The organism is Sanguibacter biliveldensis, from assembly GCF_033798665.1.
GTDB classification, from domain to species: Bacteria; Actinomycetota; Actinomycetes; order Actinomycetales; family Cellulomonadaceae; genus Sanguibacter; species Sanguibacter inulinus.
Map to the genome: position 1 here is coordinate 2,857,198 of NZ_CP138359.1, position 16,543 is coordinate 2,873,740.

Genomic DNA, 16,543 nt, shown 5'->3' on the forward strand with positions numbered 1-16,543 from the left:
GTGTCAATCGCTGGGCGTCGTGCCCGCACGTGCGCCCAGCCGCCGGAGCGTGCCGGGAGCGTGGCCGAAGACAGCGCGAGACCCGCACGACCGAGGTCGTGCGGGTCTCGCGGTGGGTCCTGCCCGGCTACCGGGTTGGCAGTGTCAGTAACCCGTCGCCTGCTCCGTGGGGGCAGAACCGGCGGACGCGTCGAGCCCGTCGAGGACGGCTGCGGTCCCCGAGAGGCCGAGACGCGTCGCACCGGCCTCGATCATCGCGAGGGCGTCAGCGGCGGTGCGGACCCCGCCGCTGGCCTTGACGCCGAGGCGCCCGCCGACGGTCTTGGCCATGAGCTCGACGGCGTGGACGCTCGCCCCACCGGCCGGGTGGAAGCCCGTCGACGTCTTGACGAAGTCGGCCCCGGCGGCCTCGCTCGCCTCGCAGGCCTTGACGATCTCGTCGTCGGTCAGGGCTGCCGACTCGATGATCACCTTGAGGACCGTCGGGTGCGTGGCGGCAGCCCGGACCGCAGCGATGTCAGCCTGGACCTGGTCCCAGTCGCCAGCCTTCGCCGCACCCAGGTTGATCACCATGTCGACCTCGTGGGCGCCGTCGAGGACTGCGTGCGCAGCCTCTGCGGCCTTGACCTCGGGCTGGTGGGCGCCGGAGGGGAACCCGCACACCGTGGCGATCTTGACGGTGCTGCCGGCGGGCAGGGCGATCGGCAGCTTCGACGGCGAGATGCAGATCGAGTAGGTGCCGAGCTCTGTCGCCTCCTCGGCGAGCGCGGCGACGTCAGCCTGGGTCGACTCGGGCTTGAGGAGCGTGTGGTCGACGTACTGTGCGAGCTCGTCGCGGGTGAGGGTCTCGTGGCTCATCGTTCTCTCCGTGGTTCGGGACTGTCCCCGCGGGTCGGGTCGACCGTGACGGGGATCTGAGGTGTGCCTGTGAAGGCGAGGCGTGCGCCGCTCTCGCGGCCCTGCTGAGCGGTCGGGTCGACCGCTGTCACTGCTCCGCGACGGCTGCGTAGCCGGCGAGGATCTGCTCGCCGAGGGCGTGCCGCTCGTCGTGGTGGATGAAGGCGCTCCAGGCGGCGGCGAGCGTCGCGTCGCGCAGGTCGTCGAGGGTCCAGCCGGCTTCGTCGACGAGCAGCGTCATCTCACGGGTCATGGAGGTCGCCGACATGAGGCGGTTGTCGGTGTTGACCGTCACCGCGAAGTCGAGGTCGCGCAGGGCGGAGATCGGGTGCTCGGCGATGGTGGCAGCGATGCCGGTCTGCAGGTTCGACGAGGGGCACAGCTCGAGCGGGATCTGGTTGTCGCGGACCCAGTGCGCGACCCGACCGAAGCGCGGAGCGTCGGTGCCCAGGTCTTCGATGTCCTCGACGATGCGGGCGCCGTGCCCGATCCGGCTGGCCTGGCCGAGGTGCACGGCCTCGGAGATGGACTCGACCCCGTCGGCCTCGCCCGCGTGGATGGTCGTGGGGAACCCGGCGTCGTTGAGGGTGCGCCACGCCTGCGGGAAGCGGGAGGGCGGGAACCCGGCCTCGGCCCCGGCGATGTCGAAGCCGACCACACCGCGGTCCCGGTTGACCAGAGCGAGCTCGACGATCTCTTCCCAGCGGTCCGCGTGGCGCATCGCGGTGATGAGCTGACCGACCCGGATGGTGCGACCGGCGGCAGCGGCCTCGGCGACACCCTGCTCGATGCCCTCCTGGACCGCGTCGACGGCATCTTGCAGGCTCAGGCCCGCGGTGAGGTGCTGCTCGGGCGCCCAGCGCTGCTCCGCGTAGACGACACCGTCGGCGGCGAGGTCGACGACGGCCTCCCGTGCGACGCGCGCGAGTCCCTCACGCGTCTGCATGACCGCGATCGTGTGGTCGAAGGTCTCGAGGTAGCGCACGAGGGTGCCCGAGTCGGCCGCCTCGAAGAACCAGCGGCGGAGCTCGTCGGGGTCCGTGGTGGGCAGCGTGTGACCCACCTCGGCGGCGAGCTCGACGATGGTCTCCGGACGCAGACCACCGTCGAGGTGGTCGTGCAGCAGGACCTTGGGCAGGGCGGCGATCGGCAGCGCGGAAGTCATGCCCCCACGGTACCGTCGCGGGGCTGGTCGTAGGGCGTCGTCCACAGCGGCGAGCCGCGCAGGTTCGATCGCGGCGAGCCGCGCAGGTTCGATCAGCGGCGAGCCGCGCAGGTTCGATCGACGGCGAGCCGCACGAGTCGATCGACGGCGAGCCGCACGAGTCCGACTGGGCACGCGTCTCGCTCGTCAGCCCCGCGCCCGCTGCGGGCCGGCAGGCAGCAGGACCCACGTGATGTGCGACCACCCCCCGTAGGCGGGTCGCCGCCCGCCTCCGGTGCGCAGGCCGTCCTCGTCGACGGGGTGGAGCCGCCCTGAGCTGGGCTCGTAGACCTCGAGGGCGTGACCGTCCGGGCTGGTGAGCACGACGACGTGCCGGGGCACAGCCGTCACGAGCCCGGTCATGGTGTCGCCCCCTGTGTACAGCGGGACGGGCACGCCCGAGCGCGCCCAGGCCACGGCGAGGTCGATCAGCGGCAGGCTCTGCGACGGACGGCTGTCGACGACGAGCCTGTGGGTGTACGTGAGGTCCCCGTACCGGGCGACCTGCGCGGCTGACCACGGCGGGGTGCCAAGGGCACCGGGCCACCTGAGACCAGCGAGCGCGCGCCGGGTGCTGGCCGCCTTCACGGCGAGCTGGGCGAGGTCGAAGGCACCGGGGTTCGTGAGGCGACGTGCGAGGTCGTGGTCACCGGCCGCTGCGGTGACGACGAGGGCAGCCGAGCCGCAGGTCGTGCCGTCGACCTGGACGGCTCCTCGGGGGCCGAGCGAGGAGACGACGGCGCGCACGCGGCCGTGACGGTCATCCGGCACCACGGACGTCTCGGGACCGGCCGGCAGCGCGGCCCTGCCGCCGCCGCAGAGGTAGAGCAGCTCGGAGAGCTGCCGCCCCGTGCGCGGTCGTCCGCTGCTCACAGCGCACCGAAGGCACGAGAGAGCGCGAGCGTGACGCCGAGCGTGCCGAGCAGCGACACCGCCACGACGAGCCTCAGGAGACCCCCGGCCGGCCCAGGACGTCCCACGTGCCGCGGCCGCGCCACGCTCTGGCGAGCCGGTCCGCGGACCAGCAACCACCACCCCACGGCCGTGGTGAGCGCGGCTCCGAGGATCACGAGCACCCACGCCTGCTCTCGCACGGCGGTCAGGGTCAGCAGCACCGAACCGAGCTGCACGCTGAGCAGAGACCGCTGCCAGGCGAGGGCCGTCCGTTCGGGCTGGGCGCCGTAGAGGTCGGGCCGGGCGCTGTGCGGCGCCGGCATCAGACGACCGACACCACGGCGTAGCCCGCGAGGACGAGGGCCATCAGCACGACCCCGCCGGCGAGCACAGGGAGCGCGGTGGGAGCCGGGAGCGGCGCGCCGGTCCGCAGCGCGATCTCGTTGCGTCGCCACGTCCGCCACCCGTAGCCGGCGACGGCCGCCCCGGCGAGGCAGGCGACGGCGGCGATCACGTCGAGGAGCACGGTGAGCTCGGCAAAGGTCGCGAGCGAGGTCAGCGCGACCCCGCCCGCGACGAGCCCGAGCCCCGTCCGCACCCACGCGAGCGCTGTCCGCTCGTTCGCGAGGGAGAACCTGGCGTCGGGCTCGTCACCGACCCCGTACACCGCGCGCGGACGCCGCTGGTCTTCCACAGGGACCAGCTCGGTCGCTGGGACCGGCTCATCCGCAGCGACCGGCTCGCCCGTGGAGAAAGGCTCGCCCGCGGCGCCCGACCACACAGGCGGTCGGGGCTGCTCAGGCTGGTCGGGCCGCTGCGGCACGGCTCAGTCGATCCTGGCGATGATGAGGTCCTGGTGGACGTCACCGCGGGGCTCGGCCTCGACCGTGATCGAGTGACGGGCGATCTCGAGAGCACGGTCGAAGCGCTCGGGGGTGTCGGTGTGCAGCGTGAGGATCGGCTGGCCTGCGACCACGCGGTCGCCGGGCTTGGCGTGGATCTCGACTCCGGCACCTGCCTGGACGGCGTCCTCGCGGCGCGCACGGCCGGCGCCGAGGCGCCACGCCGCGATGCCGACGTCGAGGGCGTCGAGCCCGGTGAGCACACCGTCGCTCTCGGCGAGGATCTGCTGGTTCTCGGTCGCGACGGGGAGCGTCGCGTCGACGTCGCCGCCCTGAGCGCTGATCATCGCGCGCCAGCGGTCCATCGCCCGGCCGTCGGACAGCGCAGCACGGACCTCGTCCGCTGCGACGTCGCGGCCCGCACCGGCGAGCATCTCGACGGCGAGGGCGACGGTGAGGTCGACCACGTCGGAGGGGCCACCACCGGCGAGCACCTCGACCGACTCGCGGACCTCGAGGGCGTTGCCCGCGGTGAGGCCGAGCGGGGTCGACATGTTGGTGAGCAGCGCGACGGTGCGGACTCCCGCGTCGGTGCCGAGGTCGACCATGGTGCGGGCGAGCTCGCGTGCGGAGGCCTCGTCCTTCATGAAGGCGCCGGTGCCGACCTTGACGTCGAGGACGAGGGCGCCGGTGCCCTCGGCGATCTTCTTGCTCATGATCGAGGACGCGATGAGCGGGATGGCCTCGACGGTCCCCGTGACGTCACGGAGCGCGTAGAGCTTGCGGTCGGCCGGTGCGAGGCCCGAGCCGGCCTGGCAGATGACGGCGCCGACGTCTTCGAGCTGGCGCATCATCTCGTCGTTGGTGAGCGCCGCGCGCCACCCGGGGATCGACTCGAGCTTGTCGAGCGTGCCGCCGGTGTGCCCGAGACCGCGGCCCGAGAGCTGTGGGACCGCCACGCCGAAGACCGCGACCAGCGGTGCGAGCGGGAGCGTGATCTTGTCGCCGACGCCACCCGTCGAGTGCTTGTCGGAGGTCGGGTGCGACAGCGCGGAGAAGTCCATGCGCTCGCCCGAGGCGATCATGGCTGCGGTCCAGCGGGAGATCTCCTCGCGGTCCATGCCGTTGAGCAGGATCGCCATGTTGAGGGCTGCCATCTGCTCTTCGGCGATCACGCCGCGGGTGTACGCGTCGATGACCCAGTCGATCTGCTCGGGGGTCAGCGTGCCCTTGTCGCGCTTGACGCGGATGACGTCGACGGCGTCGAAGGCCTCGGCCTTGCGCTGGGTGTCCTCGGTGAGTGGCACGTGGGTGGCTCCGTTCATCGGTCGGGCTGTCCGCCGGTGGGCGGGACGACCCTGTGTGGCGCAGGTCAGGCGCTGCGTGTTCGTGGTGCTGGTCGTGCTCGTCTTGCTGGTCGTGCGGTTCGTCCCGGGGGACGGGTGCGGGCGGCGTCCAGGCTGGACGCCGCCCGCAGCGTGCTCAGGCGTCGGCGGCCCGGGTGACGAGGTCGTCAGGTCCGAAGGCGTCGGGCAGCACCTCGCTCATGGGGACGATGCCGCGCATCGTCTCGACGAGCAGCGACGGTCCGCCGTGCTCCCACAGGAGCTGGCGGCACCGACCGCAGGGCATGAGGGTGTTCCCGTGCCCGTCGACGCAGGTGAAGGCGACGAGGCGCCCTCCGCCCGAGGCGACGAGCGAGGAGACGAGCCCGCACTCGGCGCAGAGCACGACGCCGTAGGCGGCGTTCTCCACGTTGCAGCCCGTGACGACCCGTCCGTCGTCCACCAGTGCGGCCGCGCCGACGGGGAACTTCGAGTAGGGCGCGTAGGCCTTGGACATGATCTCGCGGGCAGCCCCGCGCAGGGACTCCCAGTCGATCTCTCGGCTCGTGGTCGAGCCAGCGGTCTCGGTGGTCATGCCTCAGCCCTTCACGTAGGGCTCGCCGGCCGCAGCCGGTCCCCGCACACGGCCGACGAGGCCGGCGACCGCGAAGATCGTCACGATGTACGGGAGCATGAGCATGAACTGGTTGGGGATCGGCGTCTCGAGGACACCGAGCACCTGCTGCAGCTTGTCGGCGAAGCCGAACAGCAGCGCGGCGCCGAGGGCGCCGACCGGGGACCAGCGGCCGAGGATCATCGCGGCGAGCGCGATGTAGCCCTTGCCCGCCGTCATCTCCTGGCCGAAGGCACCGACCGAGCCGAGCGTGAAGAACGCCCCACCGAGGCCGGCGACGGCCGAGCCGAGGAGCACGTTGCCCCAGCGCATCTTGTTGACGTTGATGCCGACGGTGTCAGCAGCCTGGGGGTACTCCCCCACCGCGCGGACACGCAGGCCCCAGCGGGTGCGGAACAGCGCGACCGCGATGACCGCGACGGCGATGTACAGCAGGTAGACGATGATCGACTGGCGGAACAGCACCGGGCCGAGGATCGGGATCTCGGACAGCAGCGGGATCGGCAGGGACGGCAGGCGCGGAGGCGAGTTGAGGGTCGCCGCGTTCTCCTTGAGGACCGAGCTGAACAAGAAGCTCGTCAGACCCACCGCGAAGACGTTGAGCACCACACCGACGATGATCTGGTTGACCGAGTACTTGACGGTGAAGAGTGCGAGCATCGAGCCGATGAGCAGACCTGCGACAGGTGCCGCGATGAGCCCGAGGTACGCGTTGCCGGTGACGGACCCGAGCACCGCGGCACCGAAGGCGCCTGTGAGGAGCTGTCCCTCGATCGCGATGTTGACCACGCCGGCACGCTCGTTGAGCAGACCGCCGAGCGCACCGAAGGCGAGCGGCACGGCGAGCAGGAGCGAGCCCTGCAGCAGGCTGACGAGAGAGGTGCTCTTGTCGGCCACGGCCCACACCAGGAAGGTGAGGACCCAGAGGACCCCGAACAGCCCCGTCACCCAGGTGCCGACCTTGAGGCCCTGACGGACCCGCAGGTAGGAGTAGGCGGCGAGCAGCAGCGCGACGACCGAGAGGATCACAGCCGTGGTGCGGGTCGGCAGCTCGACGGGGTCGAAGGTCACGAAGTCCGTCGAGGTCGACAGACCGAAGGTGGTCGTCGCGCCGGCGGGCCCGAGGAGACCGAAGACGACGAGCGACAGGAGGCCGAAGGCCCCGAGCACGATGGGCAGCCTGTAGGCGCGCTTCGCACTCACGGTCGACACGTCGCCGACCAGGACGTCGGTGGCGGTCATGCGCTGGCACCCTTCGTGAGAGCAGGCTGGATCGGGAGCCGGAAGATCGAACGGATCAGCGGCGGCGCCGCGATGAAGAGGACGACGAGGGACTGGATGACGAGGACGATGTTGATCGACGTACCCGTCGCACCTTCCATCGCACGGCCACCGACGTTGAGGCCCGCGTAGAGCAGACCTGCGAAGAAGATCCCGAGGGGCTTGGAGCGGCCGAGCAGCGCGACGGTGATCGCGTCGAAGCCGATCGACCCGGCGATACCGCCGGTCAGTGCCTTCTCGGTCCCGAGGACCTGGACGGCCCCGGCGAGGCCGGTGAGGGCACCCGAGACGACCATGACGAGGACGAAGGACGACGAGACCGCCATGCCGGCAGTCCGCGCGGCGCTCGGGTTGGACCCGACGGCGCGGAAGCGGAAGCCCCACGTCGAGCGCGTCATGAGCCACCACACGAAGACCGCGGCGAGGATCGCGACGAGGAACCCGGCGTGCAGGCGGAACTGGTCGCCGAGCAGCAGCGGCAGCTGGGCGTTCTCCCGGATACCGGGGCTCTTGGGCTGGTTGGAGCCCTCACGCGTGAAGGACGACGTGGTGAGCAGGTAGGCCACCAGGTACAGCGCGATGTAGTTGAGCATGATCGTGACGATCACCTCGTGCGCACCGGTCCGGGCCTTGAGGAACCCGGCCACACCAGCCCACACACCTCCGGCGAGGATTCCGCCGATGATCGCGAGCAGCAGGTGCAGGACGGGCGGGAGCGACCAGGTGAAGCCGATGTAGCCACCGATGGCCGCGCCCATGAGGACCTGCCCCTGGGCGCCGATGTTGAACAGGCCGGCGCGGAAGCCGACAGCCACGCCGAGCGCGGCGATGATGAGCGGCGTCGCGACGGTCATGGTCTCGGTGAGCGGGCGCAGGGCGCGCGCAGCCGAGGGGGCGTCGTAGTTGAAGACGGCCCCGCGGAACATCGCGGTGTAGGCGTCGCTGACCGACGACCACGCGGCGCCGAAGAAGTCGGCGGGCCGGGCGAAGATGTAGCTCGCCGTGTCACGGACGTCAGGGTCGACGGCGATGATGAGGAGTCCGCCGATGACGAGGGCCAGCACGAAGGCCAGGACTGTCACCCCGAACCCACCGGTGGTCACCTCGCGCAAGACCTGGGCGGCGCGGCCCCCGGTCGCAGCGGTCGGCTGCTCGACGTCCTTCGCCGGTGGAGCGGCGGGGCCGCCCTTCTCGGGATCGGTGCGCTGGTCGTTCACTGGGTCTTCCCTGTCTGGTCGTCTCGAGGTGCCGGCGTGGCTGTGGCCTGGGCGAGCGCCTCGTCGTGCGGGACGCCGGCCATCATGAGGCCGAGGACGTCGCGGGGGGTGGTGGAGGGGACGATGCCGATGATCCTGCCGCGGTACATGACGGCGATGCGGTCGGCGAGCTCGACGACCTCGTCGAGCTCGGTCGACACGATGATCACAGGGGTGCCGTTGTCACGCTCCTGGACGATCCTGCGGTGCAGGAACTCGATCGAGCCGACGTCGACACCACGTGTCGGCTGGCTCGCGATGAACAGCTTGAGCGGACGGGAGAGCTCGCGGGCGAGCACGACCTTCTGCTGGTTGCCGCCCGAGAGGCGTCCGACGTGCTCACCGGGACCCTGCGTGCGGATGTCGAACTCGTCGATGCGCTTCTCGGCGTTCTTGCGGATCGCCGTGAGGTCGAGCGCGATGCCCTTGGCGTAGGGCGCCTTGTCGTAGAGGTCGAGCACGAGGTTCTCGGCGACGGAGAAGTCGAGGACGAGCCCGTCGACCTTGCGGTCCTCGGGGACGAAGCCGACACCGGCGTGCAGCACCTTGTCAGGGCTCAGGCCGGCGATGTCGCGGCTGTCGAGGGTGATGGTCCCGGCGGCGACGGGCTGCAGCCCGAGGATCGCCTCGGACAGCTCGGTCTGGCCGTTGCCCTGGACACCGGCGATCGCGACGATCTCGCCCTGGGCGACGTCGAAGGACACGTCGTCGACGACGGCCTGACCTGTCGCGGACAGCACGGTGAGGTGGTCGACGACGAAGGTGCGCTCCCCCGGCGTCGCGGGAGCCTTGTCGAGACCGAGGGACACGGCGCGGCCGACCATGAGCGAGGCGAGCTCGCCCTCGGAGGCTGTCGGCTCGGCAGAGCCCACGACCTTGCCGCGGCGGATGACCGTGATGACGTCGGCGACAGCCTTGACCTCACGGAGCTTGTGGGTGATGAAGACGAGGGACGTGCCGGCAGCCTTGAGCTGACGCATGATCTCGATGAGCTCGTCAGTCTCCTGCGGGGTGAGCACCGCGGTGGGCTCGTCCAGGATGAGCACCTTGGCCTCGCGGGCCAGGGCCTTGACGATCTCGACACGCTGCTGGACTCCGACAGGGAGGTCCTCGACGACGGCGTCGGGGTCCAGGCCGAAGCCGAACCTGTCTGACAGCTCGCGCACCCGGCGGCGTGCGGACTCGAGGTCGAGGAATCCCCCGGCCTTCGTGTCTTCGCTGCCGAGCATGACGTTCTCGGCGACGGTGAACACGGGCACCAGCATGAAGTGCTGGTGCACCATGCCGATCCCTGCGCGCAGCGCGTCGCCCGGTCCTCGGAAGTCGACAGGGGTGTCGTCGACGACGATCTCGCCCGAGTCGGCCTGGTACAGGCCGAACAGGACGTTCATGAGTGTGCTCTTGCCGGCACCGTTCTCCCCGAGGAGGGCGTGGACCTGCCCTTCTTCGACGACCAGGTCGATGTGGTCGTTCGCGACGAGCGGACCGAAGGACTTGGTGATCCCTCGCAGTTCCAACTTCACGTGCGTTCTCCTTCAAGCGCGCCGACAACCTGCCAGCGACAGTAGACCAGAAGAGGCCAAGCCGGCCCGACGTGCGTCGGGCCGGCTTGGCCGGTCGTTCAGGGGTACGTCACGGGGCGCTCGGGGACTCCACCACGATCGTCCCGTTGATGATGTCCTCACGGAGTGCGTCGACCTGGTCCTTGAGCTCCTGCGGGACCTTGCTGTCGAACTCGTGGAACTCGGCGATGTCCACGCCGCCGTTCTCGAGCGTGCCGACGTACGGCTCGGGCGAGAAGGAGGACTCGGAGGCAGCGGTGATGACGTCCTCGACAGCGGTGCTGATCTGCTTCAGCACGGAGGTGAGGATGACGTCAGCCGAGTCCGGGTTGAGGAGCGCACCGTCGGAGTCGACCCAGATGACCGAGACGCCCTCGGCGTCCTCAGCAGCGGCGAGCGAACCCGCGCCGACCGGACCAGCCACGGGCATGATGATGTCCGCGCCGGAGGAGATGAAGGTCTGCGTGAGCTGCTGGCCCTTGGACTGGTCCTCGAAGTCACCGGTGAAGGAGCCGTTCTGCGCTTCCTTGTCCCAGCCGAGGGTCTTGACGTCGGTGCCGTTGTCCTCGTTGTACTTGGCGACGCCGTCGACGAAGCCGTCCATGAAGATCGAGACCGTCGGGATCTGGACGCCGCCGTAGGTGGCGACCGTCCCCGTCTCGGTCATGCCTGCTGCGACATAGCCCGCGAGGTAAGCAGCCTCAGCGGTGTTGAAGCTCAGCGGCTTGACGTTGGGGAGCTCGATCGGAGCGCCGTCGGCGTCTGCGGCGGTCGAGTCGACGATCGCGAACTCGGTGTCCGGGTTGGCCGTGGCAGCGTCACCGGTCGCGGTGCCGAGCAGGTACCCGACCGTGACGATGATGTTGCAGTTGCCGGTGACGAGGTTGTCGATGTTCGGCGCAAAGTCCGACTCGTTCTGCGACTCCTGGGTCGCGACCTCGATGCCGAGCGCGTCGCGCGCGGCGGCGAGGCCGTTGAAGCCCGACTCGTTGAAGGACTTGTCGTCGAAGCCGCCCTGGTCGGAGACCATGCAGGCCTTGAAGTCCGAGCCACCCTCGGCTGCGGCGCCGCTGGTCGCGTCGTCCTCGGGTGCGTCACCGCAGGCGGACAGGACCAGAGCAGCGGCGGCCGTGACCGCTGCGAGCTGAACAACTCTCTTCACGTGGAACTCCTGGTGTTCTTGTCGAGGAGCCGTTCCGGACGGGTCCACCTACATGGGCGCCGTTGCAGCACGCAGGTGGGCCCGGACGACCCTTGGTGACACGCACACTAGTGGTCGATCGGTTAACAGAGTGTTACCGGGAGGTCACACCGACCCTTCGTTACCAAACTGCAAACCAGCCCGCATCCGGAACACTCAGGCTCGGCCGGTCAGCGCCACCCGGGCGAGCATCGCGACGCCGTGCGAGATGGCCCCTTCGTCCACCTGCATGTCGCCCTGGTGGATGTCGTAGGTGTGGCCTCCGGGCGTGCGTGTCCCGAGCCGCGCGAGTGCTCCAGGGATCTTGGTGAGGTACCAGGCGAAGTCTTCACCGCCGAGGGACTGCTCGGTCAGCTGGACGGACTGCGGGCCGATCATCTCGCGGGCTGCGGCCTCGAGAGCGGTCGTGCAGCGCTCGTCGTTCTCGACAGGCGGCACGCCGCGCTGGTGCACCACGTCGACGTCGACGCCGTAGGGGGCGCAGATCTGCTCGAGGGCGTCGTGCATCACCTGGGCTGCGTGCTCCCACGCACGTCCGTCGAGGCAGCGCAGGGTGCCGCGGACGGTGCCGGTCGTCGGGATCGCGTTGTGCGCCTGGCCCGCGTGCACGGCCCCCCAGGTGAGGTTGACCCCTGAGCGCGGGTCGAGCCTGCGCCCGAGGACAGCGGGCGCCTGGGTGATGACCTGCCCGAGGGCGAAGACCACGTCACCGGTGAGGTGCGGGCGCGACGTGTGCCCACCGCTCGACGACAGCGTCACGGTGACCTCGTCGGAGGCCGAGGTGATCGGGCCGATGCGCGAGCCGATGGTCCCGAGATCGATCTTCGGGTCGCAGTGCACCGCGTAGATCTCCTCGACACCCTCGAGGACACCCTGCTCGAGCAGGTCGAGCGCTCCCCCGGGCTGGACCTCCTCGGCGGGCTGGAAGATCAGACGGACGGGCCGCTCGAGCTGCCCGGCCTCGTGGAGCGCTGCGAGGACAAGCCCAGCGCCGAGGACGACAGTCGTGTGGACGTCGTGCCCGCAGGCGTGCGCGACCCCGTGAGTGGTCGAGGCGAAGGGCAGACCTGTCGTCTCGACCAGAGGGAGCGCGTCGATGTCGGCGCGCAGAGCCAGGCGACGGTGCCCGCTCTCGGCCGGCGTCGGACCGATGTCACAGGTGAGGCCGGTCCCCGTGAGCATCCGCGGCTCGAGGCCGGCGGCCCGCAGCCGGTCCGCGACGAGGGCGGTCGTCCGGGTCTCGGTGCGCGCCACCTCGGGGTGCGCGTGGATGTCCCGCCGGATCGCCACGAGCTCGTCGTACAGGCCTTGGGTCAGGGTGGCAATGCGGTCGGCAGACACGAGGGTTCCAGAGGTGCTCACCGGTCGAGGTTATCCCCGACGGCGGTCGGAGCGATGGGGACGACCGCTCTGCGGTCCTGCGCGTCGACTGCAGCCTCTTCAGTGAGCCTTCCCACGGTGCCCGCACTCTGTTGGCACCGTGGGAAGGCTCAGGTCCAAGGACATCAGTCGTCGCTCTGCAGCTCTGCGAGGCGCTCAGCAGTAAGGAAGCAGTCCGTGGACACGGAGATCCCGATGGGGTCTCCCGTCACCAAGGTGACACGCCCGCCGCGCTCCGTTGACAGATCGATGTACTGATCGCCAGTCCCATCAACCACCCGCGACGTGCGGGCGAATCCGTTCTCACGAGCAACTGTCGAAACGATATCGATCGCCCGCTCGGTCTGAGCGCCATCCAAAGAGACCGCTCCCAAGGCCCTCGCATTTTCGGACCGAGCGCCAGAGTTCTCACTTTCGGCGTTCGTGCACCCCAGAACACCATTCTCCACCGGGTCGTACTGCCAGACTATCGACCCAAACTCCCCTTCGAGCGCCGAGCGAATCTCACCCAGGAGGGCTGACGAGCTACCCTGCATCTCCTCGAAGGGGGACCGGTGCCTCATTTCTTGAAGTGCCTCGTCGACCTCCCGAGCAGACGGGTCTCCGTAGCCCTGCAGTTCACGTGCATCCCTCACTAGCTCCACTCCTCCCCAAACCAGAAGAACACTGAGCACACCCGCCACGACACCAACCCCGCGGCGGGACCGACGGGGATTCGCCTCACGCCCTCTCATCGGAGAACCGTCCGCTCTGGGAGGCCCATCACCACGGCCGCGAGGTTGTGGAGCGTCGTGGTCCCCTTGTCGAGATAGTCGTGCCCTACCCCCTGGGTGAGCCTCGTCCCGTCTGGGTCCGCGGCCGCGGTGCCGAGTTCGACCCACCCGTCAGCCATATGTGGCTGATACTTGTACCAACCGCTATTGACAACCGCCCGGATAGGGTCGTCATCGTTCCTCATCCAGTAGCGATCGACATCGTCCGGAAGTGTCTTCGCGATCCCCGGCGACCCGTAGGCGACAATACTGTCAACCTGACCGTCGTCTGTCTGAGTGGCGAGCGTTCCGACCAACGTGCCGTAGGAGTGCACCCCCAAAGTCATGGTCACCTCACTCGGAGGATGTCCGTTAGACGCACTCAGGCCCGTGGTGAAGGACCGCAGGTCCGCCTCGCCTGCCCTTGCGAAAGCGGGATTCGCGGCATCGAGAAACTCAGGCGGAGCCGCGTAGGCGAGCCAGGAGACAGTTGCGACTTCCGAGGCTTGAGCCTTGCCGACAGACCTCGACTTATCCCGCAGACGCTCCGCTCCAGAATCCATCTTCGCCAGACCACTCTCCACATTTGTGGTCAGCCCACCGACCAGAATCCCGACGTACTTCGCCTTGTCGACGTCACCGATAGCCACGGCTGCCAGCACCTCCGGACCAGTGATGTCGAAGTGCAGCAGCTGGCGGCCCCCGCGATCGAGCACAGCTCTGACAGAGGCGATCGCGTCGATCCGCTCGTTGAGCTCGTCGCTGCGCCTGCGGTCCGACACGTTGCGCTCGAAGAACCCCATCGCGTCACGCTCCGCCGTCAGGCGAGCAAGCTCGCGATCGAGCCTCGAACGGTTGGCCACGTCGCGGACGGCGGCAGGGAGACCGTCGAGCCCGCCGATCATCTGCGGCGAGGTCGTGAGGTACGTCGCCTGCGCCGCTGGTGACAGGCCGGTCCACCACGCGTTCACCTCGGCAGGAGACATGGCGTCGAGTGACGAGCTCGTGAACAGGTGCCGAGGATCCCACCAACCGTCTCCCGGCCTACCTTCTCCCTCTGGCCCTTGCCCCTGGCTCGCGAAGGAGCCCGTGGTCTGGACGGCCGGAGCCACGATCCCGTCGAGCACAGCGACGCACTGCTGTCGCGCGTCGTCGAAGTCGCTCTCCAAGGTCGCCACAGACCGCTGGAGCGACGACTGCTGAGCGCGGAGCGTGGGCTCGATCCGCCAGTCGGGGCTGGCGGCTGCCGCTCGCGAGAAGACTCCCGCATCGGCAGCGACAGAGCGGTGCCTGGCCTGCAGCGAGCTGATGGCTCGGGCGTAGTCGTCGAGGGCGATGGTGGCCGACCGCATCGCCCCAGACATCTCAGAGGCAATCTGCCCGACAGGCTCCATCGCCGTGACGAGCCCCGGTGCGGCCGGCGACTGGTAGACGTCCGTCAGGGCTCTCCAGCCGTTCGACACCTGTGCGCCGTCATCACCGACGCGTCCAGCGGCTCGGCGCAGGTCCACGGATCCGTCGGAGATCGCCGACGCGTCCAGAGCCAAGAAATCACCCTCGCGCAGTCCGACGACAGAGGCCCTGGTCATGGCGTGACCCTCGGGGCGAAGCGGCTGCCGGTAGCCTCATCGCCCCCCAGCTCGCGACGGAAGCCGCCCGCCATCTCCTCGTCCGTCGAGAGATGGTCCCGGACCACGGCCCGCGCCGTCTCGACCACGGCGACGGTCCTGCGATCGACAGCCTCAGCCGACTCGTGCCACCGCTCGTCGAACCGCCGGAGCGCGGCACCGACCACGTCGTCCAGCTGCACGATCACCTGCTCAAGGGTCGCGGTGACCGTCCCGATCTCACTGCTCAGCGACCTGGCGTCGGCGTCGGTGCGCGCGATCACCTCGTCTACGCCCGCGCTGTCGATCCGCCATCCCACACCCATGCCGCCCCCTGATCCCGAATGTCCGTTTGAGGGACCTTAGCAGGATTCGGGCATTTGGGTAGTCAGGGTGTGGATGACCGACCATGGCCCCCTCGCGGCCAGTCGGTCACAGCAGCTCGTCGAGCCCTCGGTCGTGCAGCTCGGTGACGATCTCCTTCACCTGCTGCGCGCGGGCACGCGTGGTGACGAGGAGTGCGTCGGGGGTGTCGACGACGACCACGTCGTCGAGCCCGAGCACCGTCACCACGCGCTTGCCGCCAGGCACGACGACAGACCCGGCGCTCTGCACGCGGATCACCAGGCCAGGGTCGCCGAGGACCTTCGAGCCCGACCCGTCCTCGGACGGGAGCAGAGCAGCGAGGGAGTTGAAGTCGCCGACGTCGTCCCAGCCGAAGGTCCCGGGCACCACGACCACCCCACCCTTGGTGGCGACAGGCTCGGCGACGGCGTGGTCGATCGCGATCTTCTCGAGGCCGGGCCACACCTCTGCCACGACAGCGTCACGCTCAGGGGTGTCCCAGGCCGCGGCGATGGTCCGCAGGCCGTCGTGGAGCTCGGGACGCTGCTCGGCGAGGTGCGCGAGAAGCACAGACGAGCGCGTGATGAACATGCCCGCGTTCCAGCGGTATTCCCCCGTCGCGAGATACCGCTTGGCAGTCAGCGCGTCAGGCTTCTCGGTGAATCCGAGCACGTGACGCGCGCTCGGCGCACCGGCGAGCCCGAGGGGCTCTCCCCCGTGGATGTAGCCGAAGGCTGTCGACGGCCGGGAGGCGGCGATCCCGATGGTCACCACGTAGCCCTCTTCTGCTGCCGCGATGCCCTCACGGACGGCCTGCTCGAAGGCGTCCCGCCCTGCGATGACCTGGTCGGCGGCGAAGGACCCGAGCACCACGTCGCCGTGGCGCTCCTGCAGCACGGCGGCCGCGAGACCGATCGCCGCCATGGAATCGCGCGGAGAGGTCTCGGTGAGGATGTTCTCGGCCGGGAGGTCGGGCAGCTGGGCCGCGATCTTCGGTGCGTGGGCTGTGCCTGTCACGACGACGATGCCGTCCTGGACCGTCAGCGGAGCGACCCTGTCGACCGTCGCCTGGATGAGCGAACGGCCGGACCCTGTGAGGTCGTGCAAGAACTTCGGATCGTCGGCCCTGGACAGCGGCCAGAGCCGGGTCCCGGCTCCGCCTGCGGGGATCACGGCGTAGAACGGGGTGCTGGGGCTCGACGGAGATGACATAGTCCGAGCATAGTGACCCGCGTCGCACCTCGACGGCGCTGCGCGCAGGACCTGCAGCGGTCTGCACTGTTCGCCACGGGGCCCTCGACCGGCTCGTCTCGCAGAGAGAGATAGATCACATTCGGGGCACCAGTGCTCCGTGCGGGGGCGC

The 16,543-nt window shown here is 69.7% G+C and carries 16 protein-coding genes; all 16 read right to left on the reverse strand.

The genetic code is table 11. From position 1 onward, the window contains the following. Nucleotides 1-144 precede the first annotated feature (144 nt). Nucleotides 145-858: a deoxyribose-phosphate aldolase gene (gene deoC, locus SANBI_RS12525; RefSeq protein WP_319155493.1), complete on the reverse strand. Its 714-nt coding sequence runs from the start codon at nt 856-858 to the stop codon at nt 145-147. A 127-nt stretch (nt 859-985) separates the two neighbouring features. Then, a complete protein-coding gene (locus SANBI_RS12530) occupies nt 986-2,062 on the reverse strand; it encodes an adenosine deaminase (RefSeq protein ID WP_319155495.1) in 1,077 nt (358 codons plus the stop codon). Nucleotides 2,063-2,248: 186 nt separating this feature from the next. After that, nucleotides 2,249-2,974: a hypothetical protein gene (locus SANBI_RS12535; protein WP_319155498.1), complete on the reverse strand. Its 726-nt coding sequence runs from the start codon at nt 2,972-2,974 to the stop codon at nt 2,249-2,251. Further along, complete coding sequence (locus tag SANBI_RS12540; RefSeq protein WP_319155500.1) at nt 2,971-3,318, reverse strand: hypothetical protein; 348 nt, start codon at nt 3,316-3,318, stop codon at nt 2,971-2,973. The genes SANBI_RS12535 and SANBI_RS12540 overlap by 4 nt, the downstream gene beginning before the upstream one ends. Continuing rightward, complete coding sequence (locus tag SANBI_RS12545) at nt 3,318-3,689, reverse strand: YidH family protein (protein WP_179913948.1); 372 nt, start codon at nt 3,687-3,689, stop codon at nt 3,318-3,320. Before SANBI_RS12545 ends, SANBI_RS12540 begins: the two co-directional genes overlap by 1 nt. Before the next feature lie 132 nt (nt 3,690-3,821). Then, nucleotides 3,822-5,162 carry a thymidine phosphorylase gene (locus SANBI_RS12550; RefSeq protein ID WP_319155503.1) on the reverse strand — a complete coding sequence of 447 codons (1,341 nt, stop codon included), beginning with the start codon at nt 5,160-5,162 and terminating at the stop codon, nt 3,822-3,824. Between the two features lie 157 nt (nt 5,163-5,319). Beyond that, entirely contained in the window at nt 5,320-5,757 is a 438-nt protein-coding gene (locus tag SANBI_RS12555; RefSeq protein ID WP_319155506.1) for a cytidine deaminase, read from the reverse strand. A gap of 3 nt (nt 5,758-5,760) precedes the next feature. After that, complete coding sequence (locus SANBI_RS12560) at nt 5,761-7,038, reverse strand: ABC transporter permease (protein ID WP_319155508.1); 1,278 nt, start codon at nt 7,036-7,038, stop codon at nt 5,761-5,763. Next, entirely contained in the window at nt 7,035-8,294 is a 1,260-nt protein-coding gene (locus SANBI_RS12565) for an ABC transporter permease (protein ID WP_319155510.1), read from the reverse strand. The genes SANBI_RS12560 and SANBI_RS12565 overlap by 4 nt, the downstream gene beginning before the upstream one ends. Continuing rightward, entirely contained in the window at nt 8,291-9,856 is a 1,566-nt protein-coding gene (locus tag SANBI_RS12570; protein WP_319155512.1) for an ABC transporter ATP-binding protein, read from the reverse strand. Before SANBI_RS12570 ends, SANBI_RS12565 begins: the two co-directional genes overlap by 4 nt. Nucleotides 9,857-9,965: 109 nt before the next feature. Then, nucleotides 9,966-11,057, reverse strand: a complete 1,092-nt coding sequence (locus SANBI_RS12575; RefSeq protein WP_319155514.1) for a BMP family lipoprotein — start codon at nt 11,055-11,057, stop codon at nt 9,966-9,968. Nucleotides 11,058-11,252: 195 nt separating this feature from the next. Then, nucleotides 11,253-12,458: an amidohydrolase gene (locus SANBI_RS12580; RefSeq protein WP_319155516.1), complete on the reverse strand. Its 1,206-nt coding sequence runs from the start codon at nt 12,456-12,458 to the stop codon at nt 11,253-11,255. A 143-nt stretch (nt 12,459-12,601) separates the two neighbouring features. Then, nucleotides 12,602-13,159, reverse strand: a complete 558-nt coding sequence (locus tag SANBI_RS12585) for an LppA family lipoprotein (protein ID WP_319155518.1) — start codon at nt 13,157-13,159, stop codon at nt 12,602-12,604. 47 nt (nt 13,160-13,206) lie between these two features. Next, nucleotides 13,207-14,817 (reverse strand): alpha/beta hydrolase, encoded by a 1,611-nt coding sequence (locus tag SANBI_RS12590; protein ID WP_319155520.1) that lies wholly within the window; start codon nt 14,815-14,817, stop codon nt 13,207-13,209. Continuing rightward, on the reverse strand, nt 14,814-15,161 hold the full coding sequence (locus SANBI_RS12595; RefSeq protein ID WP_319155522.1) for a DUF6507 family protein: 348 nt from the start codon (nt 15,159-15,161) through the stop codon (nt 14,814-14,816). Before SANBI_RS12595 ends, SANBI_RS12590 begins: the two co-directional genes overlap by 4 nt. Nucleotides 15,162-15,267: 106 nt before the next feature. Then, entirely contained in the window at nt 15,268-16,392 is a 1,125-nt protein-coding gene (locus SANBI_RS12600) for a mannose-1-phosphate guanylyltransferase (protein WP_319155524.1), read from the reverse strand. Nucleotides 16,393-16,543 lie beyond the last annotated feature (151 nt).